The organism is Streptomyces sp. KLMMK, from assembly GCF_036961605.1.
GTDB classification, from domain to species: Bacteria; Actinomycetota; Actinomycetes; order Streptomycetales; family Streptomycetaceae; genus Streptomyces; species Streptomyces telluris.
In genome coordinates, this window is record NZ_JBAMDC010000014.1 from 12,186 (window position 1) to 38,878 (window position 26,693).

Sequence of the window (26,693 nt, forward strand, 5' to 3'; positions counted from 1 at the left end):
CTACCTACCGTGAGAGGGACAGGCACTAATGAATTGGTCCGACAGCGCCTTACGGGCCGCCTCATCGCAGGGCGACTACGGGCGCGTCATTCGTCTGGTGCGTGAGTCCGCTCGGCTGACTCAGGGCCAGCTCGGCGGTGCCTGTGGCTTGTCTCAGTCCGCGATCTCCCGCTTGGAGAAGCGAGGCGCAGGCGAGTACAACATGACCGCCCTCGCTCGGGCCGCTCACCACCTCGGCATCCCGCCCCGGCTGGTCGGCCTTGCCGACAGTGGCGCAGCACCGGGCGTGCTCAGAGATGGAAGCGATGAAGTGGAACGGCGGAAATTCTTTGCCGGTGTGGCTGGGGTTGCGGCGATCCCAGTCCTAAACGCAGCGCCGACGCCCCCGCGCACAGAGTGGGAAGGGGGGCAAGCAGCGGTGCTCCGTGTCGCAACGACCGCCTATCGGAGAATGGATGCCACGGCGCCGGCGCGGCAACTGTCCGACACCGTTCAGGGGCACATGCGGCTCGTTCAGACCGTAGCCGCACAGACGAACGATCAGGCAACTCGAACGCGTCTTGCGGCCGTGGGGAGCGAGGTAGCAAGCCTCGTTGGGTGGTTGAGCTGGGATATGGCGGACCAGGGCTCCGCGCGCACCTGGTACGGCGCGGCGATCAAGGCAGCACGCCGAGCCGGTGACCCCCTGTTGATCGCGTACCAACAGGGGAGCCTGGCGCAGTTTGAGGTCGAGTACGGCAACTGCGCGCAGGGATTGACCTTGATCCGCTCTGCGAGGCGGCAACTCGGCGCCGAGCGACCGCCCATTGCGGCTGCGTGGCTCTCGTCCCTCGAAGCGGTCGCGCACGCCACGGCTGGCGACGATCGCGCCGCCGACCGGGCTCTCGCAACAAGTGCCGCTGAAGCCGCCCGGATGACGGCGGACGCGGCACCACCTTGGCCGTGGGTCTTTACCTTTGACGAACGCAAGATCGCAGCGGCCCGGGTGACCTGCGGGGCTCGATTAGCACGTCCTCGGTGGGTTCATTCCTCCCTATCCGACGCATCGGCCGCTCTCTCGTCCAGCCACGAGAAGCAACGAGCACTCCTTACGCTGGATGTCGCTACGGGGCACATGGCCGCGGGGCATCTGGACGTCGCCTTTGGCCTCGCAACTCAGGCGCTCGACACCGGCCTGCGGCTACGCTCCGGCCGAGTGGCCGAGCGCGCCCGGAACTTCCGTAGGGGCTACTCGTCCGCGTCGCCGCCGGCGATTGTCCGCGACTTCGACGGGCGGCTGAACGACGCCTACCTGTGAACGAGAGGGGACAGATGAGGATCGGCATCACTGGCCATCGAGGGCTGTCTGACACGGCCGAACGGCAGGTGCGACAAGAACTTGCCGAGGCCGTCAAGGCGTACTCGCCTGATGAACTCGTCGGTTTGAGCTGCATTGCAGATGGCCCGGACGCCTGGTTCGCTCAGGCGGTACTTGATCACGGGGGCCGAGTCGAGGTCGTCGTGCCCGCGGCGGAATACCGGAACAGCCTGCCTGACTGGCACCACGCGACCTATGACGAGCTCCTCGGCCGGGCTTCGGATGTCCATCACACTGGCCTTGACGAGTCCACCTCGCAAGCGCACATGGCAGGAAGCGAACTCCTGGTCGGCCTCGTTGATGAAGTGCTCGCAGTGTGGGACGGCCAACCCGCCCGCGGCTACGGCGGCACCGCGGACGTGGTTGCCTACGCTCGGCGCACAGGTGTGCCCGTGCGCGTGCTCTGGCCGGCAGGGGCGTCCAGAGACTGACGGAATTGGCAGGACGGCAAAAATGCGCCCCCACACAGCCACGTAGGCCGTGCGGGGGCGTTGTTCAGTGGGTGGTGGTGGCCTGCCAGATGGACACGATCACCGCGGCGATGCTGACCACGGCGGCGAGGGACGGCAAGGGCCACCGGCCGCGCTCGACGGCGTCGAGGCGGGTGTCGAGGTCGGTTAGACGCTGGTCGGTCTGGTCGCCCCTCTGGACCAAGAGGGCGAGGGCGCCGTCGGCGCGGGCGAAACCAACCTCCACGACGCCCCGGAGCCGCTCCAGCTCCAGGGCGACGTCCGAAGGGGTCGGGTCGGTCACACGGTCCCCTTGTCAGTGGGGGTCGGCGGGATGGCCGGTTCGGTGCGCAGCCATCGGGGCAGGAGGGCCTGCACCCCGGGGATGGCCATGATCCGGGTAAGGCCGGCGGTGACGGCGAGGGCGCCGGCCGCCCACGGCAGGGTCGCAGGGATACCTGCGGCATCAACGATCACTGGCAGGAGCGCGGCAAGGGTGATCGCTGTCTGAACAGTCGTGCGGATGGTGCGACGGGTGGCGTCGGTCAAGGTGTGGGACTTCCTTTTGATCGTGGGGTGACCGGGGGCGTTCTGGAGAGCGCCCCCCCGGGGGGTGGGCGTCAAGGGTCGGCGGGGGCGGCGAACGGGTTGTGGCCGCGGGTGGCGGCGCGGTCGCGTAGGTGTTCCAGCGCGGTGACCGCTTGAAGGGGGACAACCCCGTTGCCGAGTGCTTTGAGCTGGGCGGTGCGTGACAGGCTGGGAACGGCGGTCACGTGGCCTGAGGGAAGCCCCATCATCCACTCGACTATCAGGGGATTCAGTCGTCCCAGAGCATCGGTTGCCCGGGGGGCGTGACGTCCGACGATGGGCGTCCATCGGTCGACGGCGTCGGCATAGGGCCCCCATGGATGTTCCCGTTGGAGGCCGGGGGCGCGCTCGAGTAACTCGTCTGCCGCGGGGTGCCGGTGTCGTTCGTCGCACTGGTTGCCGGGCGGAGCGAACAGACCTCGGCTGCCAGGCTCTTCCCGTGCGTCCCGGCCTCCTGTGACGGGGTTCTGCGGGTCGCCCGGTTCTCGTTCGGGGAGGCGCGGGGGGTGGGGAGCAGGGTGGTGTCCCCGAGCGCGGAGACGGCCGAGCGGAGGTTCATACCGCCCTGCCGGCCGCTGCTGTGCCCGGCGCCCGTGGCTTCGGATGCCGACGGTGTTGGCAGGAGGGCCTGCGCGGTGGGACACCGTGGCGTGCGTCCGCCGGGCCGGATTGGTGTTGCAGGTGTGAACAGCCCCGCTACGGCCGTGGGGAGTTGCCCCTTCTGCCCGCCGCCCTTGTAGTCCCGGGCTGCCGGGGTCGGCAGGCCACGCGAGGATGAACAGGCGGTTCCTCTGGTGCGGGGCGCCCACGTCGGACGCGCGTACACAGACCCATTCCGCATCCCACCCGAGGGCGGCAAGGTCGGCGAGGACGTCGCTGAAGCCCAGACCAACGTGAGCTGCGACATTCTCAAGGAATGCGACTCGGGGTCGTAGTGTGCCAAGGGCGCGTGCGATGTGCGGCCAGATGTGGCGGGGATCGTCGGTTCCCTTCCTCTTGCCGGCGGTGCTGAACGGCTGGCACGGGTACCCGCCCACCAGGACGTCGACCGGCTCAACGTCGTCCCAGGACAGGGTGGTGATGTCGCCGAGGTTCGGTGTCTCGGGGTAGTGGTGGGCGAGGATCTTGGCGGGGCCGGGGTCGGGGTCGGCTACCCACGTGAGGGTGCCGCCGGCCACGTGCTGCACTGCCATGTCGAGGCCGCCGTAGCCGCTGCACAGCGAGCCGATACGCAAGGGGGCATCAGCGGCAGGGCTCACGAGGCGTCGGTGGTCCGGGGCACCTTCAGCGCGGCCCACTGGAGCGGGCCCGGCCAGCCGTCGCATTCGTGCGGCGCGTCGCCGATCTTGCGCTGCCACTTCCGGAAGCTTTCACGGTCGGCGGACGTCCACTGCGGCCCCGGGCCCTCGCGGTAGGCGGAGCAGCCCTCCTCGACAAGGCGCCGACCCATGGCCGTGATGATCGGCGAGTCCGGCGCGTCACGGAACCACCGTTCTCCGGGGAACGGCTCGTGCCCAGTGCCGCGGTCGTGGTCGCGGCCGGGCTGGTCGTCGCCCCCGGGAATGTCGTCCGTGCTCGCCTCGTGTCCGAAGAACGTGACCCCCTTCTGCCCCCGCCAGGCCGGATCGGCGAGAACCACGCCTTCGGGGAAGTCGGGGATGCCGTACCCGTGGATGTAGGAGCTGTGGCGGAGGCGGGTCTTCAGGTAGACACCGTCACCCTCGGCAGACCCGTTCGAGTTCGTGTTGCCTTCCACGGTGGTGATCTCCGCGTCGGTGTAAGACACGACGATGCCGGTATGGGTGCCGCCGCCGGGGCCGAAGTACACGACGCCGCCGATCACGGGGTAATCGGTGTACCGGCCCCGGTCCCGGAACCACTCGACCCCCTCGGCGCAGGAGGCGGTGACGGGGGCAAGGTCGGCGGCGCCGGCTTCCTGGAAGCACCAGCTCACGAAGGTGTGGCACCACGGCTCGCCCTGGGCCCACTCCAGGCCCTCAACGGCCGGCGCGTACCGCTGGATGTTGTTCCAGTGGCCGTCTTCCCAGCCTTCCTGATACCCGATCTCATCCCGGGCAATAGCGATGACGTCATTAGCAACGGACATACAAATAACTCCTGTTGAGGCATACACGAAACCCCACGCCGTCATCGGCATGGGGCCTGGGGAAAGGGGGTGACGTAGACGTTCGGCGGGAGGGGTCAGGCGTCAATGGCGAAGCGAATCGAATCGAGATAGATCCACTTCACGGGGCTCTGCACCTGCGCTTGAAGCTGGCCGGGGTACGGGTCGGTGCCAGAGGTCACGTCGATGCGGATCGAGCTGTTCTTGACCGCGTTGAAGCTGGTGGCGCAGATGAAGCTGCGCATGTACTTCGGCCGTGCCTCCGGCGGCAGGACGGCCAGCAGCCAGCTATCGGCCACGTTGAAGTCCTTGCCGTCCTTGCGCTCTACGGACCCGCTCAGCTCGATCGTGCCGTTCACCAGGCGCCATCGGGGGTTACCGCCGTGCGCGGCAACGTCGGCAGGCAGGGGCAGGGGCTGCCAGGGGCCCGGGGACAAGGGCGTCCAGGTGGCGTTGGTGTAGATCTCCATGCGGTCCTCGGCCTGGAGGTAGGCGAGCTTGCCCGGCACTGGTCGTTCCGGTGATGCCGTGCGGGCGGCGGCGTTGGCGTAGACCGTCTGTGTCAGGGCGTACACCCGCTCGTCCACGATGTCCCGGGGCGCGATGGCGCCGGCCTGCGGGGCCACGGCCACCCGACACAGGGGGACGTCGAAGACCCCGTCCTGCCCCTGGCTGAGCGCGGGGGGCTGGGGCTGGGCTGCCGGGGTGCCCTGGAGGTAGGCGACGGAGATGCGCTGCCCAGTGCGGGTCAGGCGGATGGTGATCCGGTCGACGCGCGGCTGAGTGCCGGTGTTGGCGGCGATCACCACGTGGCGTTCGGCGTCGGAGTAGTAATGGAAGCCCTGAACCGTGGCGTGACCGGGGGCGATGTTGACGGTCATGTCCTGACCGGTGGCCGTGGTCGCGAGGGGGTCGGCGGGGTCGCTGGTGCGGGGGGCACGGATGCCGTCGGTCTGCCACATGGACGTCATCTGCGACCACTGCTCACTCGTGACCGTCGTGCCGGCGCCGCTGTCGAAGGGAAAGTAGTACTCGGCCAAGCGGACTCCATGATCAATAGCGGGTGTTGAGCTTGTGCACGGCCTGCCACAGTCGCCGTACCTGGGTGTAGAGGGCTGGGGTTTGGGTGGCGGCCTCGGTGCCGACGGTGGCCTGTACGGAGCTGGCGTCCGCGGTGTCCGTCAGATGCACCTCGCGGACGGGGTGGACGAGGTCAGTGCCGGCGGTGGTGGTGACGGTGACCGTGTCGCCCGTGCGGTAGTCGCGTCCGTACTGGCACTGCTCGGTATCGATCGGCGTGAGGGACAGTTCGGCCTGCGCTCCGCCCTGCTGAAGGGCGTTGGTGGCGGAGGTGCGCAGGGACCGGAACTGCTCATCGGTTTCGTCCAGTCGCCCCGGAATGGCGGTGTCACGCTGGTCTACGAACGTCTCCCCCACCCGGGCCCACTCGGTTTCGGCGTCAGGGGTGGCCCATTGCCAGAAGAACCGGTCCTTGCCCTGCCCTTGGGCAGCGACGACGGCGCGCGTCGTGCGGGGCGCGGTGAGTTGGTACGAGTAGGAGGACAGGTTCCCCAGCTCGGGTGAGAAGCGGATCATGCCGCGCAGGTCGCGGGTGGTGCCGGTCTGGAGGGCGAGGCGTGGCGTGGTGGGGTCGGGTTGAGTGATCCGCACGGACAGGCCGGCCGTGGAGGCGAGGGTTTGTGTCGCGGACAGAAGGGTGTCGAAGCGCAGAGAGACCTTAGTGGGGGCGCCGAGGCCAGTGGTCGGGCCGGGGTCGAGGCCAAGGACGCGTCGGCCCGGCAACGCGGTCGGCCCGGCGTTGGCGGCAACGAGGCGGGTGATGATGTCGCCGGCCGGGCCCGCGGACGACCAGTAGTCGACGCCGTAGCGGCCGTTGCCGGTGTCGGGGGCGCGGGTGGGGTCGGGGAAGGCGAGGCGGGCGGCGAGGGCGGCGTTGTCGCAGACGCCGGAAAAGGTCAGCGTCCCGCCGGTGGCCGACCAGTTGTCGCGAATGCTGGTGAGGGGCCCGGTCAGCAGGGGTTCGGTGGCGTCGTCGGACCAGATCATCACCCCGTGGCCGCCCGTGGCGAAGAGGTGGGCGTGGGGGTGGTCGGCGGGGAGAACGAGGGTCCAGGCGCCGACGTCGAGGTGGCGGACGATCACGTCCAGGGAGGTGTAGGAGTCGATCTGTCCGACACGGCGGAGGGCCGCGTCGCGGACGTCGACGCGGTAGCGCCGCAGGGTCAGGCTCCGAGGTGTCGTGGCTGATAGGTCAGGGTGACCGCGGACTCTTCCGACGCGCCGGTGGCGGTGAGGGAGATGACGTTCTCCCCGGGGACGAGCTGCCAGAGGGAGGCCGGGCCGGCGAGGTGGGGCCAGAGGTTTTCGCCGCGGGTGCCGTCGGGGTTCTCCAGGTAGACGGCCTTGATGCCGGGGCGGGTGTCGATCACGACCGTCCGGCCGGCGGGGATGCCGTAGGACAAGGTGAGCTGCTGGCCGGTGGTGCGGTTGGCCAGGTGGAGGGGGACGACGGGTTGCCCTGCGTCCTGCTGGCCCAGTGGCCCGGTGATCCGCCAGACCGGCCATGCGTCCACGTCTGAGGTGACCTGGACCGGCAGGCCCTCGTCACCGATCACGCTCGGGGCGATCCGCAGGGGGAAGAAGGGGGTGGTGTGCGCTTCGCCGGTGGTGGTGGGGTCGAGCCGGGAGAGCGTGAGGTGGTCGACGTCCAGCGGGGTGACGTCGGCCTGGATCACCGGCCGCACGGTCACCGTGCCGGCGGGCATGGTCCCCGGGACGGCCTCCACCGGGTGGGCCTCGTCTCCGGCCGCCGGGGCGCCGTCGCGGTCCCAGCCCCGGACGTAGCCGGTGACCTCCACCCACCCGTCGGCGTCCGTGAGCGGAAGCCGCGCGGCGGTGATGAAGCGGGCCCCGTCAGGAACGGGCGCCCCGCCGGGCCTTCCACCTGCCAGGCCGACGGAGGCGGAAGTGGGGACGTCGGCGGGCGCCTTGGCGCTGCGGCGCACCCGGGCCGTCAGGCGGTACAGGCTGGCCCCGTCATAAGGAACCGCGGTCGTCGCCTCCGCCCGCCCGGCCGCAAGGCGGGTGTACTGGCCGTCGGTGACCCGGCGGTCGTTGAGGACCGTCCCGGCCGTCGTCCAGGCGGAGGGGTTGTTCATGGTGTCGGACAGCAGCGCCGTCCAGGACCCGGCGGGGTGGGAGAGGAAGGCGGGTGCCCCGTGGACCCGGAAGGTCTCGGTGCGTTCATCGCCGTAGAGGTAGGGGTCCGGTGCGGTGAGCTGGAGTCCGTAGCGGATGTAGGCGAGGCCGGCGGCATCGGTTCCCTCGTCGCCTTCCATGCCGCCGGTGTAGTGCACGCGGATGCTGCGGGCGGTGCCGTCGGCCTCCGCCACCCTCAGCGTGCACGGCCCGCGTCCGGCGACGAGCGCGGCGACGAAGGAACGCTTCATGGCCAGCAGCTCCGGGCGGGTCGGCGCCCACAGCAGCAGCGGCAGCGTGATCCGGCGCGAGGCGGCACGGACCTTGGCCAGGCGACCCCCGTCCATCCCCGCGTACTCCGTGACCGTGGCCTGCACGGGCGGCGCGTCCAGGCCGGTAGGCCCGGGGAGGATCGCGATGCACGCCCCCTTGTGGGACAGGTCCGCGGTAAGTAGGAAGTCCCGGCCGTCGGCGGTGAGGGTGACACGGGGCGGGGTGTCGGGGGCCGCGTACTGCGGCTCCGGCAGGATGCCGGTCGAGACGACGGCCGACGGGGAATTCAGCGTGGCCAGTAAGCGCACGCGCCAACCCCCTTTCGCATACGGGTGGTTGGCGCGTGCGCCACTGGGTCAGGCGTACAAGGCATCCGCGAATCGCAGCGCGGAGACGATTTGCTGCTCGGTGGGGACGCCGGGAACGGCGTGCAGGTGGATTACCGGAGCGTTCCCCTGCGAACCACCGCTCTGGGGGGCGGGGTTGACTCCCTTGGAGTTGGCGATCAGGTCCCACTGTGCCGGGGTGAAAACCGGCTCGGGTTTCCCTAGGCCGTTGTAGACAAGGCTCAGGCCCGGGGGCAGGTACCCGCCGCTGTCGTAACCGCCCGGCCTGTCGAGTGCGGACAGCGAGCCGTATCTATGGATCGCATAATTGAGCCCGGAATAGATATTCGCTAGCGGGTCAATTGACGTGCCGTAGACGAAGGGGCCCGTGTTTCGGAAAGGCCCCGCATAGGCGTCAAAGGTCGGGCCGATTACCTGCATGAGGCCGACCGACGGCGTGCCGTCGAGCCAGTTGATATCCCATGTGTTGACGATTCCGGGATTTCCACCGGATTCGTCATTCATGCGGCGCAGGACGGTGTCGAGCCAGGAGGCCGGTTGGCCGAGCATGCTGAGGGCCTGGAGGACCTGCGGAGTCCATCGGGTGACTCCGCTGCCGCCGGTGTCACCGCCCATCTGGGGGGTTCCGCCGGCAGAGAAGAAGCCCTTCACGAAGTCGACGACCGTGTCCTTCAGGCCGGTGACCGGAGCCCGGAAGACCTGCCCGATCATCTGCGACCACTTGGCCGCGTCCAGGCTGTCCAGGTCGCCGAGGACCGGCTTCAGCAGGGCATCCATGGCCGTGGCCGGGTTGGCGAGCATGTCCGCGGCGCCCTTGACGCCGCGCCATGTCTTGGTGGCCTTGTCGCTGGTCCAGTCCCACGCCTTACCGGCGCTTTCCTTGCCCCAGTCGAGGGCCGAGCCGAGGATGCCGCCCTTGGCGAGCATCTGCGTGCCGGCGGCCTGGAGGAGGCCGAGGGCGCGCGCCCGGTATTTCGGATCGGTCGGGATGACGTATTCCGGGTACCGGGGATTCCCCTCACCAACGATGGCCGTGGGCCTGTTAAAGACGCCGGGGCGGACCGGAAGCGGGCCGCCGGAAGCAAGGAGAGGAAGTTTCTCCATCTTCAGCTTGTCGCCGATGCCGGGAATCCAGCCCGTCAGGGTGTTCCAGACGTCCAGTACGCCGTTATTCCAGACGGTCCCGATCACGAAATTGACCGGGTCCTTCGTGGCCCCCTCGATCTTTTTCCAGGCAATCGCAATGGCGTCCTTGGCGTGGGCGAAGGCACTGGAGACGCTGTTGATGCCGTCCTTCAGGGCGCCGAACGCGGGACGGATGCCGTTCTCCCAGGCCCACGAGATCGCCTCGGCAATCGCGCGCCACACCGGCTTGACGATGCTGTAGTACAGCCACGAGACGGCCGGGCCGAGGACGTCCTTCAGGAAGGACGAGAACGCGCCGACCGCGGGCCGGATGACGTAGGTCCAGGCGGCGACGATCGCCGCACCGATCAACGCGAAGGTGGGCTTTACGACGGCGTCGTAAAGAAGCACGATGACCGGCCACAGGATGTTCTTGATGAAGGACCAGAACAACTGAAGCGTCGGCCAAATCACCGTCTCCCAGACGGCCTTGATGACCTGACCGATGAGCTGGAACATCGGCAGGACGCACGTCATCGCGAAGTCCCGGACGACGGGGAACAGCGTGTTCGCGATGACCGACCACAGGGCCGAGAAGACCGGCTGAAGGACGCCGGACCAGACGGCCGAAACCACCTGCCCGATGAACTGGAAAGCCGGGGCGAAAGCGTTCTGCCAGAGCCACAGGACCGCCGGGGCGGCCCGCGTCATGATGAAGTCGGCGAGCCAGGAGAACGCGGGCTTGACGTACGCCGCCCAGATGGTTGAAAACTGAACCGATATCCAGGCAAAAAAGGGGAGCAGCGTGGAGTTCCACAGCCACATGAAGGCCGGGACAACGCTGCCCATGACGATGCCGGCGATCCAGTCGAAGACCGGCTTGATCACCGTCAGCCACGCGAGGAGGCAGGCGGCCTTGATGGCGTCCCAGCAGGCCAGTACGCCCCCGCGGAACCAGTCGAAGCGGTTCCACAGGTAGACGACGGCCAGGCCGAGGGCGACGAGGGCGCCGATGACCAGCAGGACCAGGTCCATCGTCCAGCCGATGGGCGTCGCCTGGAGCAGGACGGCCATGGCGCCGGTGGCCGTGTTGACCAGCCATTCCGCCAGGGCGACGGCCCGCAGGCCGAGGCTGATGGTGATCAGCGCAACGCCGATGGCCTCCAGGACGCCCGGAGGAACCAGAGAGATCAGGCGGGCGAGGTCGCCGACGAAAAGGAGGGTGACCCCGGACATCGGCTGAAGGGCCGTCCAGAGGTTGCCCAGGGTGGTGCCGATATCGCGGAGGATTCCGCCGACTACCGGGCCGTTTTCGCGGATGCGGGAGAGGAAGGCGGCGAAGCCGGGTGAGTCCCGAAGACGCTCGCCCCAGTCGGAGAATCGTTTCGCCTCATCGACCAGGCGCTGAGTGAATGCCTCCGTGTGGGGAAGCGCGGCGTCCAGCGCACCGGCAAAGCCCTTGAAAAAATACCCAACCGCCGTACCGGTATTGCGGATTGCGGGCTGGATGGCCTTCGTCAGGTCATCGCGAAAGCGCGACCAGAACGGCGTTTTGAAGTCCGCCGAAGTGGCGTCCATCAGCTCCCGCGTACCGGCCGCGGCAGCGCGTACCAGCGGCGTGAACGCGGGCAGGGATGCCCTGGCGCCGTCGAGGCCGCGGGTGAAAAGCGGCATCACCTCCGGCTGAAGGGAGGCGGACCACTCCTTGAACGCGCCCTTGAGGGCCACGAAGGCGTCGAAGGTGGCGCGGGCCGAGGGTGAGAGGGCGTCGAGCGCGCGTTGGTACTTCTGCGCGGCGGTGTCGGCTGCCGAGGTGGCGTCGGCCGTCTGCATCTGCGCGGCAGCCACCTGCCGCTCGGCGTTGGCGATGGCGTCCGCCGCTGCGGCCTGCGCCCGCGCTACACCGCGGACGGCATCGCCTACCCGGGCCTGCGCGTCGGCGACGGCGCGCGCCTGGTCGGCGACCCGCTCGTGGGCCTGCGCAGCGGCGTCCTGCGCGCGCCGGACCCCTTCCGCGCCGTCGATGCCGACCGCGTTCGCCCGTCGGGTGTCAGCCTCAAGGCGCTTGTGCGCGAGGGACTGCTCCTTCAGGCCCTGGACGGCCTGGTCGTAGGTCAGCTGGGCCTGGTCCCGCTCCAACTGGCCGGCGGCCGGGTCGGCGCGGACCTTGGCGAGGTCCTGTTTGGCCTGCGTCAGGCGCAGGGTGGCCGCCCGCTCGTTCAGGGCGGAGTCGGCGAGCTGGTTGTTGAGGTCTTCGAGCTGGCGGACGGCGTCCGCGCGGGCCCGGGTCAGCTCCTGCTGCGCGCGCCGCTCATCCTCCTGGGCGCGAGTGAGCTGCTGTTCAGCGCGGCGGACACCGTCCTCGGCCTGGGTGACCTGCCGGTGGGCCGCGGCGATCTGGTCGGCGGCGTTGCGCTGGGCCGTGGCCAGTGCCCGAACCGCGCCTTCCTGCTGTGCCGCGCGCTGCGTGGCCGCGATGGCCGCTCGTGCGCCGTTGTCGCTGGCCTGCGTGGCAGCGTCCTCCGCGGCCTTCCTGGCCTGGAGGGCCTGGGCGATCCCGATGATCGCCGGGACGGCGACGGCGCCGAGGACGGCGAACCCGCTCGCGGCAACAACGGTGGCGGCGGCAAGGCCGGCGACCTGCCCGGCGAGGACCTCGGCGCCCGGAACGGCGGCGAGTCCGGCCAGGGCGACGGTGAGGCCCATCGTCCCCAGCAGGGCCTGGGAGAAATCGAAATTGACCGACGTGCCGTTGAGGGCATCGGCCTGCGCGCGGACGGCGGCCAGGGCGGCGGATGCCTGTGCGGCATCCACCCGGACGTCGATATCCGCGTCCGAGGCGGCCAGGGCGGCCAGGCGGGCCTGGACGGCGTTGATCTGCGCCATGGCCGCGCCGGCGTCGACATCGATGCCGATCCGGGCCGTGGCAAGGGTGGTGAGCTGGGCGCGCAAGGCGGCGAGCTGGGCGCGGGCGGGGGCGGTGTCCGCGTCGATGTTGATCTCGGGCAGGGCGGCCTGCGCGGCCTGGACCTGCGCCCGCAGACGGCCGCCGAAACTGCCGTCGGTCTCCAGGCGGATGACACCGGGGCGGGCAGTGATGCGGTCGATCTCCTCGCGGACTGCGGCGAGGTGGGCGCGGGCAGCGGCGGTGTCCGCGCGAATCGTGACGTCCGGGTGCGCGGCCCCCAGGCGCAGAAGCTCGGCTTCGAGTGCCTCCGCTTCCGCGCGGGCGGCTTCCGCGTCGATGTCGACCCCGACCGTCTTGCCGGCCAGGGCCTCCATGCGCACACGCAGGGCCTGAAGGTCCGCGTCGGCCTCGTCCGTGTCCGCGCCGATGGTGATCTTCGGCAGCGTCCTGAACGCGGCCTCCAGCCTGGTCTTCAGGCTGCGGGCGAAGGCGCCGCCGGTCTGCTCGCCCTCGCGGGTGGCCTGCTGGCGGGCTCGGGTGCCGCCGGCGCGGACGGCATCGGGGATGGCCCGGCGGATCGCGGGGGCGAGGGCGGCGGCGATGTCGCGGCCGAGGGTGGTGCCGATCTGCGCGCCACCGCCGACACCCGCGGTCATGGCCTGCGTGAACGCCTGCCCGGCCAGGCGCCCGGCCTCCTGCCCGGCACTCGTGGCAGGTTCCGCAAGCGCGGTCCGCAAACGCTGGCCGATCCCCCGGGTGTTGGGGATGACCTGGACCTCGACGGAGCCGACGACGATCGCCACGGCGGCCCTCCTTACGTTCGGGAGTGGCCGCCGAACAGGCGGGCGTTACGCGGGCGGGCCGGGGGTGCCGTTGATGATCTGCAACAGCGTCTGCGCCGCCGCATCGCTCATGCGCGGGCGGTGGTCACGGGGGCGGGGAACGCCGGGGCGCGGGACCGGTGAGGGCGGGTCGGGCTGCTTGCCGCCGCTGGTGTTGACCAGGGCGTAGTAATGCGTGAGGCGGTTGACCGCGTCGATGGTCTGCGCGAGGAGCAGGTCAGTCTGTGACCAGCGGCCCCGGGACGGGTCGGCGCCCTCGGCCTGCGCGTCGAGGTCGGCCGGCGGGGCGTTGTTGCGCAGGGCGGTCATGGTCGCTGCCTCGGGTGGCAGGTGCTCGATCATCACGCGTACCTGCCGCCAGGTGAGACGGCCCCGGTGCAGATCCAGCAGGTCTGTACCCGGGTAGTACCGCCGTAGGTCGGCTTCTACCGCTTCCGCGTGCTCTTCGAGGACCCGGTGCGTCCACTGGACTTTCCCAGCGCCTCGCCCCCGGCCTCGGCGACCTGCGCGACCCACGCGCCGATCTCGTCCTGCGTCGGGTCGACGTCGTACCAGGCGTCGACGTCGTCGGGGTGAAGCACGCCTTCGGCGAAGCGGTCGAGGTCACCGGCGTTCAGGGCGCGCAGGTGGGAGGCGCGCCAGCGCTGCGAGGGCAGGGCGCGCACGGGGTAGCCGGCCAGCTCCACCGTCACGTAGTCGGTGGTGGCGTCGGTCTCCTGCCCCGCCGTGGCGCGGTCGGTCGTGGACGGGGCGGTCGTGGTCACGGTCATGGGTCCTTAGAAGTTCAGCCGGCCGAGCCGGGGGTGGTGGGGGAAGGGGTAGCGGGCGCGGACGGCCGGGGCGGGGTCAGCTCTTGGTGGTCGGCAGGTCCTTCGGCACGACCGGGGCCTTCGCCGTGAACTGGTGGTACACGGTGTTGTTCGCCGCGTCCGGGTAGGCGGTGATCTTCACCTCGTAGCCCACCATGTCCTCGCCCTTGTACTGGACGTCGGACCGGTCGGTGATCTCGCCCGATGGCACGTAGAAGCCTTCGAGCGAGTCGCCGTCGGCCACGATGAAGTAGAACGACCGGCGGTCGGGCGACGGGGATGCGGTCTCCGCGAACTTGGCCACACCGTCAGGGCCGGGGGCGAGGTCGGCGGTGGGGATGCGGAACATCAGGCTCTTGACGACGGGGCTCTTCGTCTCCCACATCGTCACTCCGAAAGTCCGCACCGACTTGGTGACCTGGGTACGGAAAGCGGAGGTGACACCCCACGGGGTGAACTCCTTCGACTCCTCGTCGATGCCGTACTTCAGTCCATCGTCGGAGATGGCGCCCAGGCCCGCCCAGGGGGCGGCGGGGACGCCGAGGGCGATCGGGCCGGCGGTGCCTTCCGGCGCGACCCAACCGCCGCCGTTCGCACCGACCATGGCCAGGTCGGCCGCACGGGTGATCTGAATCAAGAGGGGGCTTCCTTCGAAAGGGCAGGCCGCCGCCAAGGTGCGGAGGCGGGGCACAGCGGTGGTTCAGGGGTGCCGGTGCAGGCGGATCGCGTAGGTGGCGCCGATCCGCGTCACGGCCGGGTTCTCCCACGGCCGCCACGCCGGGGCGGAGACGGTAGAGGCAGCAGTGAAGACCGCGGCGGCCGTCGGCGCGATGGCCCCGGGCAGGTTGGCCAGGAGTGCGTCACGGGTACGGGCGGCCAAGTCGGCGGCCTGGGCCCTGGTGACGGCGAAGGCGTCGACGTCGACCACGGCCAGGTCGAGGCGGAACCCGTCATCGCCGCCCCCGATCCGCTGGAGTCGCAGGAGGGGGACGGCGTGGTCCAGGTCGGCGGGGGCATCGGTGCACACCCGCACGCCCAGGCGGGGGGTGAGCCAGGCGACCAGTGCCGCTTCAGCGTCCGGCCACATCACGTGCCCCGGCCGCTGGTCGCAGCACGGAGAAGGGTGTGGTGCGCCGGGGCGCCATCACCGCCGTACTCCACGAACCGTGCGTGACGTGCGGTGTTCAGCACCACGGCGCCCGTGCGGTCTTTGCGCACGCCCATCCGGCGCCGGGCCCACACCTCGAACGACGCCTTGTAGGTGCCGGAGTCCACCGGGGCGGTAGCTTCGGCCACCGCCTTGATCTCCTCCGCGTGCGACACCAATGCCGATGTGATCATGGAGGAGTTGAGGAGCTGGCGGAGCCCGGCCCGGTTGATCTTCACCTTCGGTGGCACGACAACGGCCCCCTTCCTGGAGCTGGATGCTGTTGGCCAGTCCTGCCCGGGCAGGGCAGCCGCACGGCGAAAATGCGTGATCCGCTCGCCTGTGCCACGGTGATTGAGGACCCGCCCCACTCACCCAGGAAGAGTGATCCTCATGGGCATCAAGGACGAGATGCAAGCCAAGGCGCAACAGGCCAAGGAGAAGCTGCAAAGCAAGCAGGACGAGGCGAAGCAGCGCGGTCAGAGCGAGCAGGAGCGCCTGCGACAGAGGGCCGAACAGGCCAGGCAGCAGGGCCAACAGTCCTTCGACGACATCCAGGACGAGATGGACGACCGGAGCTGACATCGCCCGTCACACGCCTGGCCTGCACCACCACTGTGCCGGTGGTGCAGGCCAGCGTGATGGGCGGGCCACATTGGCCAACGGCGTCTGGAACTAGGGCCTGTCCGGTGGCTCAGCTCGCCGGGCAGGGCCTGGGGTTTTAGACCCTGCCCGATGGGACAGATCCTAAGCTGACAAGTGATCGCTTTCACCCACAAACGGGAGTTATGCACCATGGCAACCACGCGCACTGCTCAGGCTCACTGGGAAGGCAACCTCCTGGAGGGCAAGGGCGATGTGGCCCTGACGTCCTCCACCATCGGTACGTTCCCCGTTTCCTGGCCCGCCCGCGCAGAGCAGCCGAACGGCGTCACTAGCCCCGAGGAGCTGATCGCGGCAGCCCACTCCACCTGCTACTCCATGGCCCTCTCGCACGGCCTGGCCGGCAAGGGTTGCACCGTCGCCAGCCTGGACACCCAGGCCGACGTCACCTTCCAGCCCGGCGACGGCATCGTCGCCATTGCCCTGACCGTCAAGGCCAGCGTCCCCGGCCTGTCCAAGGCGGACTTCCAGGCGGCAGCCGAGGACGCCAAGAAGAACTGCCCGGTGAGCCAGGCGCTGGCGAGCGTCAAGAACATCACGTTGGACGCCGAGTTGGTCTGACACCCCGCCCAGCCCTGTCCGGTGGATCACAGTGTGGTTCCTGATCCACCGGACACGCCGTAGTGCAGGGGCTATCCCGTGACTCGGCGGGCGGCGATCTGCACACCGGCGGTGGTGCCGGTGAGGGGGGACCGGTAGACCTCCACCGGTCCGTGGACGGTGTAGGTCAGGCCGCGGATGCGGAGGCGGTCGGTGGGGCGGATGTCCGCCGTCGGCGGGGCAAAGATCACCAGGTGTTCGACCACGGTGTCCTGCCCCCCGACCGTTTCGCTTCCAGACCGCGGGGCGATCGAGCAGCCGGATACCGGGTGCTCTTCATCGGGCCCGTGCACGTCATTGCCGTACACGTCCCGTACTGAGGTGCCGGGGCGCAGGACGGTGACCAGCTCGCCGAACCCGGGGGTGGGCGCACTGATCACTGTCCGTACCACCAGGGCAGATCCCACGACGCCGGGCGTCCCGGGGGCGGTCCCGCTGTTGCGGGGGTGGGGTTGATCGAGAAGGCGCCGCCGCGGCCGGCCATCAGCTTCAAGGACCGGCGCTCGTCACGGGTCATGTAAAGGCCAGCCTGTGACTGGGGCCGCTGAACGCTGTACGGACCGACAGTCTCGGCCACGATGCCTTGCGGGTTGGCATAGGCGCGGGCAGCCACGGACAGTACGACGGCTCCAGCGCCCTCGGGAAGGGGGCTCACCACGGCCATACACAGGGCCTCGGCTTGCGTGATGATCAGTGCCGCCCGCTCTTCCTGGACGTCCTGGCCGAGGAAGTCGGCAAGCTGCTGTGCGGTGATCCAGGGGGCGATATCTCACCCCCCGGATCTCTCAGGGCCCCAGCGGACAGGGGTTACGCGGCCAGGGTGAACTGGTCCTTCGTCGGCTTGCTCTTCGGCGTGGGCGGCGTCGTGTACGTCACGAATGCGGCCTTGTCGCCGACCGCGAACCCGTAGTGGGCCTCACACAGCATCAAGATCAGGTTCTCCTGGAAAGCACTGTGGACGTGACCGTCCGCGTCGACGTAGGTGCCGACGTCGGTGGTCTTGATCGTGATGTCCATGCCGACGCCGTAGACGGCCTGGTCCCAGTCGCCGGCGACCGCTCGCAGGCCGGTGTCGGCGGTGATGGTCTGTCGGTTCAGCTTGCCGCCGACGCCCCTGTTGTAGGCAATCGGGTAGCCGATGAGGGAACCACGGGAGACGGTGCCCTGCCCGGCCGGATCGGGTACGAAGATCGGCCGCCCTGTGGTGTCGGTGGAAAGAAGGAGTTCGGGCTTCAGGAGCGGGTCGGCGACAAAGCCGGTGGTGTCATATCCCGCCTCGGCAACAGACTTCAGACCGGTGACGACGTCGGCGTATAGGCCGCCCTTGGACTGTGCCGTCGCGCCGAGAACCTGAGTGTTGGGGGTGGCGGTCAGGTGATCTTCAAACGGCCCCTTGGCGCCGCCCATCGTCTTGCCGTGGATGGCCGCATAGTCGAAGGCGCGGCCGAGGGCGGTGGGCAGGTCGCGCTGAAGCTGCGCGTAGACGCCAGCCGGGTTGGTCATGGCCACCTCGGCACTGACCGGCACCAGGACGGCGACCTTCTTACCGCGCATAGTCCGCACGGACAGGGAGCTGGAACCCAGCGGCTTCGTGCCGGCCTCGTCGACCCAGTCGGCCAGCGGCACGTCACCGGAGACGGGGATAGCGGTCTCGGCGGTCAGGGAGAGGGGGACACGGCGCGCGAGCTGCATGACGGCGGAGGACTCCACGGCCTGATCGAAGATCGGCCCTGTGATCTCCGGCGGGAGCAGTGTCGACGGGACGCCGCGGGTCTGTATCGGGGTGACGGTAGCGATGGTGGAGCGTCCTTAGCGGTGGAGGGAACTGTGGAGGAGGCCGGCGAACATCGCGGCCGGGTCGGCGGCGGTGTGCTGGCCGGATGACCCCTGCGACGGGTCGGGTGGCATCAGCCGGTGGCCGGCCGCGGGGGTGAGGTCGGCCAGCAGCTCGTCCGCGTCGGCCTCCAACTCCTCCCGGGTGCTGCCGACCAGGCGGGCGGCCTGCCGTTCGGTAAGCCCCTTGGCCTGCGCGACCTGGGCACGGACCAGCGCGGCCTGGGTCTGCTCGGCCAGCCGCTCCGCGGCCTCCGCGCGCTCTGTCAGCCTCTGGGCCTCGGTCTTGCCGGCTTCCTGGAGCTGGTGCAGCTCGGCGGCAGCGGGCTCCAGTTCGGCGACCCGGGCGGCATGGCTGGTGAGTTCGGCAGTCAGGCGCTGGATCTCCGCGCGGGCGGTGGCCGGGTCCTCCCACGGATTCGGCTCACCGTCCTGCAGGACGGTGCCTTCCGGGGCGGTCTCGGGGTCAGAGTGAGTCATCGGCGGTGGTCTCCGGGCATGAGAAAGGCCCGTCACTGCGGTGACGGGCCTCGAAGGGCAGGGGAATGGCGCGGGTCGGCGCGCTCGCCTGGGGATGGGAGGTAGGGGAAGGTCAGGCGGTTGAGGCGCTACGGCCTCGGCTGTACCGCGCCTCGAACGCCCGTCGGAATGCGCGCATCTTCTCCGCGCCGTACTTGCCGCTCGACGCGTCGTAGTACAGCTCTTCCCATTCGGCGATCTGCGGCTCGTCGTCGGACGCCCGGCCGCGGAAGACGGGCTCGACGGAGCAGGCGCACCGGTCGTGGTACGGGTCTCCGGAGGCTGTGTGGACGGCGCGTTTCCGGTCGCCGTAGATCAGGCCGCGTATGGCGAGCAGGGCGCAGAAGGCGCAGCACTTCTCACCGGTGACGCGTATCCAGCCGACCGCCGCGGGGTCGGCCCGTGCGGCGTTTTCGATCGTGCGTCGTCCGGCCTGGGCGGCGAGGCGTTGCACGGCGGCGAGGTCGCGGTCCCGCTGGGTGAGGCGCCAGCGTTCTGCGGCCTCCTCGTCGTCCCGGGGGCGGGGTGCCGCCGACTTCCGCAGGGCATTTCGGGACGCGGTGATCTGGGTCAGGGGCGGCGGGTCGGCGACCGGCACCGAGAAGGTGGTGGTCGCCTTGGCCGCTGTCCGCGCTTCGGTGTAGTAGTCCGCGGCCAGTTCGGCGGAGGCCCGGCCGTACTTGTGCACCATGCGGGTGACGGTCGCTGCCCATGCGCGTTCGGTCTCGGGGCTGGTGGTGGCGGCCTGGTAGCGGGACCAGGCCGCCAGGTACTCCTTGCGCAGCACGCGGGACAGGGCTTCCTGCCGGCGCCGGTGTCCGTCGGCGAGGACCCTCAAGATCCTCACGCGGCAGCCTCGCGGTCGGCGGGGTGGAGGGTGGCGGCGATGTCGTCCAGGGCGGCACGGCCGGCGCTGCGGCGGCGCTCGTGGGCGATGCGCTCACGCTGCGCCCGGTCGATACCGGCCCGCTCCAGGGTGACCTCCGAATCCGCGGGCAGCACCCCGGCAGCCACCAACTTGGTGGTCGCGTCCGCCTGGGCGGCCACTGTCGGGGTGGCCGCATCCCGCCACTGCATCTCGACCACGGGCACGGGGCCGGTAGTCCCGGTGAGCTGGAGAGCGAGGCGCATGGCGCGCGACCAGGGCCCGGAGAAGGACCGCTGGCGCCTCTCGGCCTTTTTGATCAAGCGGGCCTCGGCGCTGCGGATGGCCTCGGCGGACGCGGGGTTGTCGGTGGTGTACCCCAGCATGTGGGCTGGCAGGGCGGTCACGCCGGCGACCAGCCGCGCGTAAGTGTCGACAATGCGGCCGTAGACGGCCGGGTCGTAGGCCGGGAACTGACCCACCTCGGGGACGGCGCCGTCCTCGTCGCGCTCCAGCGCGAGGTAGCGGCCGATGTAGGTCTCCCACGCGCTGCGCTGCGTGCCGTCCGGGCCCTGGAACGAGCCCTCCGACGCGCCCAGTACGTACCGTTGCGGGGCGGCGAAGAATTCTCGAGCGACCTCTTGGCCGAGGAGAGTTCGGCACGCGGCGTCGGTCAGGGCGCGTACTTCTTCGGTGATCTCCGAGGAGCCGCGGCGGTCGGCGGTGCGCTGCCGGTTGGCGAGGCGGATGACGGGGACCACGCCGAGGCTGTGAGGCTGCCGGTCGGCCACGGTCCAGCCGGTCCCGGAACCTTCCAGGTAGACGGTCTGATCGGGGAGGTAGAGGGTGGCGGAGCGCTGCGAGCCGGTGGTGATCAGGCGCAGGGCGGCGCGGATGGTGCGGGTTCTGGCGTCGTAGTCCACGCTCATGTGCTGCGGCGACTCCACCGACACCAGCGGATCGCCGAAGTCGTCCACCCCGACCGCGAGGTACGAGCGGCCGTAGACCAGCGCGTCCTGGTGCGCGAGCTGCGATTCCACGGCCAGTTCATTGGCCGCCCAGATGGCGCCCGCCATCTCCTCTGCCCCGGGGTCCTGCGGGCACCGGACGGCGTCGATGTCCAGGCGCTCGTCCAGGGCGTCCACGATGATGCGGGGCCAGCCGGTGACGGTGCGGATGGCCTGGAGCGCCGGCGGAACAGCAATGCCCAGGTTCGCCATACGCGACAAGCCCTCGTAGTACGAATCCAGGGTGCGCAGGCGCCACGTATCCTCGGTCGCCGTTGCGGACAGCATGGCGACGGCGTCCCGTTCGGCGTCCGACAGGGACAGGGAGGGCAGGGCAGGGGTGGTCAAGGGGAGTTCCTCCCCTCGCACCTAGGGCCTGTCCGGGGTGGAACTTGTGGCCGTTGCTGCCGTGCGGCTCTGGCTTCGCTAGCGACCCGCCGGACAGTCCTTGACCGTTTCGGCGTACTCGTGCGGGTGATGGCGGCGGCCTGGCCGTGTCATAGGCGGAGCTCTCATCGTCCTCAAGCTGTAATCACCACTATGTGATGGGAGTTCTATATGGACCTCACCAGCTTCTTCGGCGCCCTCTTGAGCAGCCTCCTCAGCGGCCTCGGCCCCTTCTAGCGCTTTCCGCTCCAGCTCTGTCCGGCTCACCAGCCCCGTCACCACCTGTGGCGGGGCTCCCTCACTTCATCTCCGCCCCATCGGACAGGCCGTATCGACACATCAGCGCCGAGAGTGATTACCCGACTACAGTTCGTATCTACTGAGTGGGATAGCGACTGCGGCGTCTGGGTAGTGCCTCTCCGGATCTTTGCTGGTTCTACGAACTCAGGGAAGGCGGGTGAGGCGCATGCACGCAAAAGTTGGGGACCGCGTCCGCATCAAGGCGCGAGCGGTGGGCATGCCGGATCAGACAGGCGAAATCGTGGAGGTTCGCGGGTCGGAAGGGGCGCCGCCATACCTGGTCAGGTTCGCCAACGGCCACGAGTCTCTCGTGTATCCGGGGCCCGATTCCGTCATCGAACCGCGCTCCGCAGAAGAGTAGAGCTCGCCTGATGGGTCGCCCCGCTCGTGACCCATCAGGCACCTCCTAGCCGAGGACGATCACGCGTCCCTTGCCGCGCGCCCGCGGGCGCTTGCCGTACTTGCTGCTGTTGATGACCAAGCGGCGGAGCATGCGGGCACCGACCATGCACACGGCGAGGTCGATCTTCCGGGAGGAGGCGCGGTGTTCCTTGCCGATCGTGACGCCGAAGGCGTTCACGCGGCGGCGCGCGTTACGGACGTGAGTGCGCGTGACCTTGTGGCCGTCATGCGTCAGCTGGCGTTCCAGGATGTCCACGTGGGTGCGCTCTACGGCGGCGGTGAATTCCTCCTGGCGGCGCCGGTCCCCACCCATGTCCCACTCGATGGCGTGCCGGCGGGTGCCAGTCGTCGTGGCGTGGACCAGGAGGCGGGCGCCGTAACGTTCCGCCCACGCGTCGATGAACCGGTCCCAGTAGCGGCGCCCGTCGTCCTGATCCTCTCCGGTACCGGGGTCGGCGAAGAACGCCAGCACCCGGAAGCGGGCGAACGTGGCGTCCACGATGCCGTCGACCTCCTCACGCGGCACGTTCCACACGTCGACCTGCGGCGGGCGCTGCCAGACTCCGAGCGTGACCACGTGGCCGTCGGACATGCGGCAGGCCACCAGACCGGTGGCGTCGTCGCTCTTGGAACAGTCGAGGAACACGACGATCTCGTCCCCGTCGGACAGGGCCAGGTCGGGGCGGGTGCAGGCGTCCCATTCATACGGGGCCAGCCACGCGTCCTCGGCGGCCACGACCTGGTTGTACCAAAAGCGCCGGGACCGGCTGGCCGGGTTACGGACGTCCAGGATCGAGGCCACGATGCGGTCGATGTCCAGCCAGGTGGCGTCGCCGCGCACGGCCTCGATCACCTTCGGCGCCCACGCGGCGTTCAGCTTCGCGCCGGGCGGTGCCTCCAAGGAGTCGTAGAGGAGTCCGGTGTCGACAGCACGGCCGGCCTGCGCAGCTTCCCACGCCTCCCGCGTCCGCTCAGCGACGCTGTCCTCGCCCGGCTCGTAGCTGTTGGTGATCGCAAGCGTGCGGGCACTGCCATCTGCGGACTTGGTGGCGTTGCGCTCGATGACGGCCGCCATCTCATGGCCCGAGTTGGTGGCGAGCCAGTGATGCGGTTCGTTGATCAAGCTCCAGGACGCCCTGGCCCCTTCCAAAGCTCGCGGTGAAGAGGTGACTGCCTCGATCCTCGCCCGGCCCTTGTGCGCGTAAATGACCTCTTTACCAAGGTCGATTGAGAACTCTTCGACGGCCCGCGGGCTGAAGAGCGAAGGGAAGATCGTCATGGTGTTGCGGGTCTGCGACTGAGTGACCGCGGCCAGTTGGACCCACGCTTCCGGGTGGGGCTGCCCGAGCGGCTGCCCCACCGGTACGCCCGACGGATGACCGGGGCCGGCGAGTTGTCCCGACGGGCGACACGGCCCGACGAATTCAGTGGCAGCGTAGGTCGCGGCAAGGGGGTCCTTGCCGTGGCCCTTCAGTCGCTGGAAGACCGCGTCCCGGTACAGGAAGCGGCCCGTCACCGGGTCGATCGCGTAGTACCAGAGCGTGAACCGGGCCTGTTCCGGGGTGTACCGCCACGGCTGGCCGGCGGAGTGCTGAAGGTACTGGGCCGTCCACGACAGGACGTGCCAGCCCAACGAGAGCTCCGGCAGCACGAACCGCCCGGACTCGTCGCGCTTCCATGTCGGCCCGAGGGCCACGGGCTCGATGACGTCCGGCGGAAGGTCTTCCTCAGCAACGGAGGCAGCCGCGGTGACCACCCCCCGAAGGCGCGGAGGCCAGAAAGCGTGTCCGAGCCCAGGGCCGAAGGCATTTCGCATCTCTGTGTGAGGGCGTTCGCGAAGCAGGGGCGAGATGCAAGAGTGCCCCGCAGGCTACCCCCGCTGCGGGGCACTCTCCATGGGCTGGCTCAGCCCATCCTGAGCACGTCGACGCAGAACAGCTTGTCCACGAAGGTTTCCCTGCCTTCCTTGCCGATAACGAACTCCAGCCGCTCGCCAGCGATCTTGTTCACCGGGAGCGTGTACTGGTCATCCAGTGCCGTGCAGCCCTGGGGAGCGGCGGTCGCCAGGCCGGCGCCGCCAAAGAGCGCCGTCGCCGTGAAGACCGTTACCGCCAGGACAGTGCGTACGCGCATACGTTCCTCCAGGTCATAAGGAATGATCATCCTGAGAAACGTCGGATGAGCCTCACGGTTACGCCTGGACCTCACGAGGCTTTGGCACCACTTCTCAGGCGCCGAGCGCCGCCCGGTAGTGGGCGATAGCGGTGACGCCGGCGGGGGTCTCCTGCCCGACCGGCTCCCGCTCCAGTTCGATCCGGACTCGACGGCGGGCGCCTTCGGTGGTGAGGAGTTCTGTCATGGCGGAGGAGACGGCGGCGAAGAGCTGGGCGGAGAACCGTCCGGCGGCGAGGTTGCGGCTCATGGCTTCGGCGACGTACCGGGCCGTGGCCACGTCGGACGGCTCGTAGAACTGCGCCTGCCCCGAGGTGGACAGGGAGCAGTACCAGTCACGAGCGATGGCGTGCCAACCGGCGTCCGGCTCCGGCCACTCGGCCGTGCCCGGTGCCGACGCTGCGCTTACCGGTTCGCCACCGTCCTTGTTGCGGCGACGTCGTTCGGTTGACCGTTTCGGTACGGGTCCTCGGGCGCCCACGCGATCACCTCCGGCTACTCGTGTGCTCGGACAAAGAGGGGGAGCGGAAGACCGCCTGCTGACGCCCCGGGCCGGCCGTCCAGGGAGGACGGGCTACTCGTCGTGGCAGGCGGTTCCCGCACGTTGCCTCACGACCTCGGCAGGCCACCCTGAGTAGCAGCAGGATGCGTGATGCACGGGCAACGTGGTCATGGGCCACCGTTCGCGGGCTCGGAAACCCGTACACGATGGCGGGTGCATTGCCCATCGCCCTGGGTCAGATCCGGGGAGGGGGGACACCCCCCAGGGCCAACCGCCAGGCCCGTCACTCAGAGTGATCAAGGCGGCCGGGGTGAGGGTCATCGGGGCGGCGCCGGCCGGGGCGGCGCGCACGGCCGGCGGCGCCCTCCGCCGCGCTCTTCTGGGCGTGGCAGGGGCCACACACGCCCTGTAGGACCCGGTCGCGGTGGTCGTCAGTCATGGCTTTGATGTGGTCGACCTGCGTCGACGGGCGGACGCCGCAGATGCGGCACACCGGGTCACGGGCGAGGACGCGGGTGCGGATCACCGACCAATTCCCCGGCAGGCGGGCGGCCCGGTTGCTGGTGTGCCAGGGCAGGGCGCGTCACCTCCGGGCAGGTCGGTGACGGTGGAACTGGTGCCCGCCCCGGGGTTCGAACCCGGACCTCTGCGGCATAACTGCGGCGGATGCCGCACAGTGGCCGCGCACCTCTCCCTTGGGTCAGGCGGGCGTGGGGAGTCCGCACGGGCTTGCAACCCCGTTCGGCTCGTCCTCGGGGGCGGGACCGAGGACCGGTTACTAATGGGCGGTACGGACTCCCCAGTGGTCCCGGCCGGAGTCGAACCGGCTGCCCCGGGCAGGGGGCCACCGTGGCGGGATCTGCCATCCCCGCGTGCGGGCGGGACGGCGGGGTTACAGAGACGGGAGTGCGGCCGTGGCCTTCCGGGGGTCGCCCTTGACGAAGGTCAGGACGTATTGGTGGTGGCGCCCGTGCTGGCGGGATGCGCGCCACTGCGCGCCGAGCCGCATGGGGACGGTGCCGAGGGTGTTGACCAAGATGGCGTCGTTGTACAGGCGGGCGCCTGCGGCTTCGTGGGCGGCGATGGTGAGCGGGATCAGGCCGCGCAGGTGTCCGGTGCTGCCGCGCACTTCCCCCACGACCCAGGTGGCGAATCGGTCCGGCGCCAGGCAGCGGACGGTCTCCGCGATGATCGCGCTGTACGCCGTGGCGAACTCCGCCCACCTCATGGTGGACAGGTCCGCCGGGTGATCGCTGTACCGCTCCAGGTCGTGATACGGCGGGCAGGTGAAGACGTAGTCCGCGTGTGCGGTCGCCAGTTCGGGGAGTTCTTCGAGCGCGTCGCCGAGGATCCATCGGGGTTCGGCTGCGAGTAGGTCACGGGCGCGCCAGTTGGCGGCGGCTTCCTCGTTGGCGTCGACTTGGAAGGGGGAGAGGTCGATGCCGGTGTACTGGTAACCACCGTTGGCGGCCACGAGGCCGCGCACGGAGCCACCGGCGAAGGGGTCAAGGACTCGCCCGTCTTCCGGGCAGTACCAGGAATAGGAGGCTTCGGCGAGGACCGGGTCGAAGGTGGAGAGACCGCCGTTGACCTCGGCCATCTTCCGGCCGAAGGCGTCCACCGTGCTGTACGTGGTGACGTGCTCGCGCCCCCGCCGGCTGTGCAGTCCGAGGTCTTCCCAGGCACGGCGGCGGTCCCGCCACGGTCCCAGGTCTGTCCGGAGGACGGAGAAGGGCTGTATGCCCGGAAGGCCGCGCCCGGTAGTCACGGGTGCGGCGTCGATCAGGGCCAGTTGGGACACGGCGCGGCCTTTCGTGCGGGCGCTCACGCTGCCGTGGCGCTCCGCTTGGTTAGGTAGGCGCGGACTTCGCGGAGATCGACCAGGGCCCGGCCGGCGGTGTCGTATCCGGTCCGCTGGATGTGGCCGCGGCGTATCCACTGGCGGACCGTTGCCGGCGTGACCTTGACGTAAGCGGCGGCGGCGACGGTGTCGCAGATGACGGGGGTACTTGGGGACACGTGCGTCTGCCACCCCCTTGATACGCGAAAGCCCCTCCGGCCCGGGGGGGGAGAGGGGCCGAAGGGGCTTTCTGGCTTTCGCACCGGTATGCGGACATACGGGGGGTGCTGCGATTGAGTGTGACACGGTCGGAGGGAAACCCCAAACACCCGTGCTGGTCAGACAGCTAGGGCCTGCCCGCCCGGTCGCAGGACTGCCGCGGTTGGTGTCCCACTCCGCTCGGCGTGGGGCGGG

28 protein-coding genes, 1 tRNA gene and 2 pseudogenes are annotated in these 26,693 nt (G+C 69.7%); 6 read left to right on the forward strand and 25 right to left on the reverse strand.

The genetic code is table 11. The annotated features are described in order from the left end of the window. Positions 1-28: 28 nt before the first annotated feature. From V7793_RS04505 to V7793_RS04515, 3 genes and pseudogenes are all read left to right on the forward strand, one after another. A pseudogene (locus V7793_RS04505) lies at positions 29-244 on the forward strand (helix-turn-helix domain-containing protein); the annotation flags it as partial. Positions 245-613: 369 nt separating this feature from the next. Then, entirely contained in the window at positions 614-1,297 is a 684-nt protein-coding gene (locus V7793_RS04510) for a DNA-binding protein (protein ID WP_335581633.1), read from the forward strand. A gap of 14 nt (positions 1,298-1,311) precedes the next feature. Further along, on the forward strand, positions 1,312-1,788 hold the full coding sequence (locus V7793_RS04515) for a hypothetical protein (protein ID WP_335581582.1): 477 nt from the start codon (positions 1,312-1,314) through the stop codon (positions 1,786-1,788). A gap of 64 nt (positions 1,789-1,852) precedes the next feature. Here V7793_RS04515 and V7793_RS04520 read toward each other — a convergent pair whose 3' ends face one another. From V7793_RS04520 to V7793_RS04585, 14 genes and pseudogenes are all read right to left on the reverse strand, one after another. Then, positions 1,853-2,110: a hypothetical protein gene (locus V7793_RS04520; RefSeq protein WP_335581583.1), complete on the reverse strand. Its 258-nt coding sequence runs from the start codon at positions 2,108-2,110 to the stop codon at positions 1,853-1,855. Then, positions 2,107-2,355 carry a hypothetical protein gene (locus V7793_RS04525; RefSeq protein ID WP_335581584.1) on the reverse strand — a complete coding sequence of 83 codons (249 nt, stop codon included), beginning with the start codon at positions 2,353-2,355 and terminating at the stop codon, positions 2,107-2,109. Before V7793_RS04525 ends, V7793_RS04520 begins: the two co-directional genes overlap by 4 nt. Before the next feature lie 71 nt (positions 2,356-2,426). Continuing rightward, positions 2,427-2,579, reverse strand: a complete 153-nt coding sequence (locus V7793_RS04530; RefSeq protein WP_335581629.1) for a hypothetical protein — start codon at positions 2,577-2,579, stop codon at positions 2,427-2,429. 591 nt (positions 2,580-3,170) lie between these two features. Continuing rightward, positions 3,171-3,719: pseudogene (locus V7793_RS04535) on the reverse strand (DNA cytosine methyltransferase); the annotation flags it as partial. Continuing rightward, positions 3,650-4,501 (reverse strand): peptidoglycan-binding protein, encoded by an 852-nt coding sequence (locus tag V7793_RS04540; RefSeq protein ID WP_335581585.1) that lies wholly within the window; start codon positions 4,499-4,501, stop codon positions 3,650-3,652. The pseudogene V7793_RS04535 and the gene V7793_RS04540, both read right to left, overlap by 70 nt. A 95-nt stretch (positions 4,502-4,596) precedes the next feature. Then, entirely contained in the window at positions 4,597-5,559 is a 963-nt protein-coding gene (locus tag V7793_RS04545) for a hypothetical protein (protein ID WP_335581586.1), read from the reverse strand. Between the two features lie 13 nt (positions 5,560-5,572). Further along, the gene (locus V7793_RS04550) at positions 5,573-6,868 is read right to left on the reverse strand and encodes a siphovirus ReqiPepy6 Gp37-like family protein (RefSeq protein WP_335581630.1); all 1,296 of its coding nucleotides are present in this window, start codon (positions 6,866-6,868) and stop codon (positions 5,573-5,575) included. Then, complete coding sequence (locus V7793_RS04555; RefSeq protein WP_335581634.1) at positions 6,763-8,319, reverse strand: hypothetical protein; 1,557 nt, start codon at positions 8,317-8,319, stop codon at positions 6,763-6,765. Before V7793_RS04555 ends, V7793_RS04550 begins: the two co-directional genes overlap by 106 nt. A gap of 48 nt (positions 8,320-8,367) precedes the next feature. Then, positions 8,368-12,765: a hypothetical protein gene (locus tag V7793_RS04560; protein ID WP_335581587.1), complete on the reverse strand. Its 4,398-nt coding sequence runs from the start codon at positions 12,763-12,765 to the stop codon at positions 8,368-8,370. Between the two features lie 474 nt (positions 12,766-13,239). Then, positions 13,240-13,575, reverse strand: coding sequence for a hypothetical protein (locus V7793_RS04565; RefSeq protein WP_335581588.1), 336 nt, complete (start codon positions 13,573-13,575; stop codon positions 13,240-13,242). Positions 13,576-13,658: 83 nt separating this feature from the next. Further along, entirely contained in the window at positions 13,659-13,997 is a 339-nt protein-coding gene (locus tag V7793_RS04570; protein ID WP_335581589.1) for a hypothetical protein, read from the reverse strand. A gap of 82 nt (positions 13,998-14,079) precedes the next feature. Next, positions 14,080-14,679, reverse strand: coding sequence for a phage tail tube protein (locus V7793_RS04575; RefSeq protein WP_335581590.1), 600 nt, complete (start codon positions 14,677-14,679; stop codon positions 14,080-14,082). A gap of 63 nt (positions 14,680-14,742) precedes the next feature. Beyond that, positions 14,743-15,129 carry a hypothetical protein gene (locus V7793_RS04580; RefSeq protein WP_335581591.1) on the reverse strand — a complete coding sequence of 129 codons (387 nt, stop codon included), beginning with the start codon at positions 15,127-15,129 and terminating at the stop codon, positions 14,743-14,745. Further along, positions 15,129-15,440, reverse strand: coding sequence for an HK97 gp10 family phage protein (locus tag V7793_RS04585; protein WP_335581592.1), 312 nt, complete (start codon positions 15,438-15,440; stop codon positions 15,129-15,131). The genes V7793_RS04580 and V7793_RS04585 overlap by 1 nt, the downstream gene beginning before the upstream one ends. Before the next feature lie 142 nt (positions 15,441-15,582). Between V7793_RS04585 and V7793_RS04590 the strand changes: the two genes are divergently transcribed. Beyond that, positions 15,583-15,771, forward strand: coding sequence for a hypothetical protein (locus tag V7793_RS04590; protein ID WP_335581593.1), 189 nt, complete (start codon positions 15,583-15,585; stop codon positions 15,769-15,771). 213 nt (positions 15,772-15,984) lie between these two features. Continuing rightward, positions 15,985-16,413, forward strand: a complete 429-nt coding sequence (locus V7793_RS04595) for an OsmC family peroxiredoxin (protein WP_335581594.1) — start codon at positions 15,985-15,987, stop codon at positions 16,411-16,413. Between the two features lie 71 nt (positions 16,414-16,484). Here the strand turns inward: V7793_RS04595 and V7793_RS04600 are convergent, their stop codons facing one another. The 5 genes from V7793_RS04600 to V7793_RS04620 form a co-directional block, all read right to left on the reverse strand. Next, complete coding sequence (locus tag V7793_RS04600; RefSeq protein ID WP_335581595.1) at positions 16,485-16,859, reverse strand: hypothetical protein; 375 nt, start codon at positions 16,857-16,859, stop codon at positions 16,485-16,487. A gap of 400 nt (positions 16,860-17,259) precedes the next feature. Then, a complete protein-coding gene (locus V7793_RS04605; RefSeq protein WP_335581631.1) occupies positions 17,260-18,249 on the reverse strand; it encodes a phage major capsid protein in 990 nt (329 codons plus the stop codon). 12 nt (positions 18,250-18,261) lie between these two features. Beyond that, positions 18,262-18,765: a hypothetical protein gene (locus tag V7793_RS04610; protein ID WP_335581596.1), complete on the reverse strand. Its 504-nt coding sequence runs from the start codon at positions 18,763-18,765 to the stop codon at positions 18,262-18,264. 112 nt (positions 18,766-18,877) lie between these two features. Then, complete coding sequence (locus V7793_RS04615) at positions 18,878-19,651, reverse strand: VG15 protein (protein ID WP_335581597.1); 774 nt, start codon at positions 19,649-19,651, stop codon at positions 18,878-18,880. Beyond that, the gene (locus V7793_RS04620; protein ID WP_335581598.1) at positions 19,648-21,024 is read right to left on the reverse strand and encodes a phage portal protein; all 1,377 of its coding nucleotides are present in this window, start codon (positions 21,022-21,024) and stop codon (positions 19,648-19,650) included. The genes V7793_RS04615 and V7793_RS04620 overlap by 4 nt, the downstream gene beginning before the upstream one ends. 505 nt (positions 21,025-21,529) lie before the next feature. Here V7793_RS04620 and V7793_RS04625 point away from each other — a divergent pair. Beyond that, positions 21,530-21,724 (forward strand): DUF1918 domain-containing protein, encoded by a 195-nt coding sequence (locus V7793_RS04625; RefSeq protein ID WP_335581599.1) that lies wholly within the window; start codon positions 21,530-21,532, stop codon positions 21,722-21,724. A 45-nt stretch (positions 21,725-21,769) separates the two neighbouring features. Here the strand turns inward: V7793_RS04625 and V7793_RS04630 are convergent, their stop codons facing one another. From V7793_RS04630 to V7793_RS04655, 6 genes are all read right to left on the reverse strand, one after another. Continuing rightward, on the reverse strand, positions 21,770-23,521 hold the full coding sequence (locus V7793_RS04630; protein WP_335581600.1) for a terminase: 1,752 nt from the start codon (positions 23,519-23,521) through the stop codon (positions 21,770-21,772). Positions 23,522-23,670: 149 nt separating this feature from the next. Next, positions 23,671-23,928, reverse strand: coding sequence for a hypothetical protein (locus V7793_RS04635; protein WP_335581601.1), 258 nt, complete (start codon positions 23,926-23,928; stop codon positions 23,671-23,673). A gap of 64 nt (positions 23,929-23,992) precedes the next feature. Further along, positions 23,993-24,418 (reverse strand): phage terminase small subunit, encoded by a 426-nt coding sequence (locus V7793_RS04640; protein WP_335581602.1) that lies wholly within the window; start codon positions 24,416-24,418, stop codon positions 23,993-23,995. Positions 24,419-25,053: 635 nt separating this feature from the next. After that, positions 25,054-25,149, reverse strand: a tRNA-OTHER gene (locus V7793_RS04645). Between the two features lie 182 nt (positions 25,150-25,331). Next, positions 25,332-26,267 (reverse strand): class I SAM-dependent methyltransferase, encoded by a 936-nt coding sequence (locus V7793_RS04650; RefSeq protein WP_335581603.1) that lies wholly within the window; start codon positions 26,265-26,267, stop codon positions 25,332-25,334. After that, positions 26,264-26,458, reverse strand: a complete 195-nt coding sequence (locus V7793_RS04655; RefSeq protein WP_335581604.1) for a helix-turn-helix domain-containing protein — start codon at positions 26,456-26,458, stop codon at positions 26,264-26,266. Before V7793_RS04655 ends, V7793_RS04650 begins: the two co-directional genes overlap by 4 nt. Positions 26,459-26,693 lie beyond the last annotated feature (235 nt).

Excerpts from the sequence above, each read along its gene's own strand:
- V7793_RS04510 (WP_335581633.1), top strand. The coding sequence starts at position 614 with ATGGCGGACCAGGGCTCCGCGCGCACCTGGTACGGCGCGGCGATCAAG.
- V7793_RS04515 (WP_335581582.1), top strand. The coding sequence starts at position 1,312 with ATGAGGATCGGCATCACTGGCCATCGAGGGCTGTCTGACACGGCCGAA.
- V7793_RS04540 (WP_335581585.1), bottom strand. The coding sequence starts at position 4,501 with ATGTCCGTTGCTAATGACGTCATCGCTATTGCCCGGGATGAGATCGGG.
- V7793_RS04560 (WP_335581587.1), bottom strand. The coding sequence starts at position 12,765 with ATGGAGGCCCTGGCCGGCAAGACGGTCGGGGTCGACATCGACGCGGAA.
- V7793_RS04565 (WP_335581588.1), bottom strand. The coding sequence starts at position 13,575 with ATGATCGAGCACCTGCCACCCGAGGCAGCGACCATGACCGCCCTGCGC.
- V7793_RS04580 (WP_335581591.1), bottom strand. The coding sequence starts at position 15,129 with ATGTGGCCGGACGCTGAAGCGGCACTGGTCGCCTGGCTCACCCCCCGC.
- V7793_RS04590 (WP_335581593.1), top strand. The coding sequence starts at position 15,583 with ATGGGCATCAAGGACGAGATGCAAGCCAAGGCGCAACAGGCCAAGGAG.
- V7793_RS04595 (WP_335581594.1), top strand. The coding sequence starts at position 15,985 with ATGGCAACCACGCGCACTGCTCAGGCTCACTGGGAAGGCAACCTCCTG.
- V7793_RS04610 (WP_335581596.1), bottom strand. The coding sequence starts at position 18,765 with ATGACTCACTCTGACCCCGAGACCGCCCCGGAAGGCACCGTCCTGCAG.
- V7793_RS04625 (WP_335581599.1), top strand. The coding sequence starts at position 21,530 with ATGCACGCAAAAGTTGGGGACCGCGTCCGCATCAAGGCGCGAGCGGTG.
- V7793_RS04635 (WP_335581601.1), bottom strand. The coding sequence starts at position 23,928 with ATGATCATTCCTTATGACCTGGAGGAACGTATGCGCGTACGCACTGTC.